The sequence below is a fragment of the Massilia genomosp. 1 genome (assembly GCF_011682185.1).
GTDB classification, from domain to species: domain Bacteria; phylum Pseudomonadota; class Gammaproteobacteria; order Burkholderiales; family Burkholderiaceae_D; genus Telluria_A; species Telluria_A rubra.
In genome coordinates this window covers 1-528 of record NZ_WHJF01000373.1, presented here as the reverse complement: position 1 = coordinate 528, position 528 = coordinate 1, and the positions used below count along the sequence as shown (strand labels likewise).

Here is a 528-nt window from a genome sequence, read left to right as displayed (position 1 = left end):
TGACGACGGTACACCTCAATCCCGAAAAAAGTGTCACGGAAGCCGTCACCAAAAAGGAGAAAAATCAAGCACTCAAAAAAGCAGCGTAAAAATCGTATTTAGGCGACAACTAGCTTGCAAATTTCCGGGGCGAGGCGGCCGTCGGCGCCCACCCGCACCGTTCTTTGCTCGTCCGGCTTGCCGCTCGCCAGCGATTTCAGGGCGGCGACCTGGTTTTTCGCTAACTGCTTCGGCGACCCCATGCCGATGTAGGCGGTAAAGGCGTCGTTGCGCCGGTAGCCGACCGTGGAGATGTCCACCGTGTAGCTGCCGCGTGTCAGGCCGCGCAGGCGGATATCGACCTTGCCTTTGTCCCTCGGCGGCAGGTCCTTGATCGGTTGGGCGGCAAACCTCGCCCTTCAGGGCGGGGTCAAGAGCGCGGACGGCGCAGCCGTCCGGTTTGGTGCGTCTAGTGCGGCGTCTGCTGCTGTTCGATGTACTGCCGGATAACGGCGATAGGCGCACCGCCGCAGCTACCGGCAAAGTAGG

1 protein-coding gene and 1 pseudogene are annotated in these 528 nt (G+C 61.2%); both read right to left on the bottom strand.

Annotated elements, in window-relative coordinates:
- Positions 1 to 98: 98 nt before the first annotated feature.
- Positions 99 to 299, bottom strand: a complete 201-nt coding sequence (locus tag F1735_RS34160; protein ID WP_187364436.1) for a hypothetical protein — start codon at positions 297 to 299, stop codon at positions 99 to 101.
- Positions 300 to 448: 149 nt separating this feature from the next.
- A pseudogene (locus F1735_RS34155) lies at positions 449 to 528 on the bottom strand (IS200/IS605 family transposase); the annotation flags it as partial.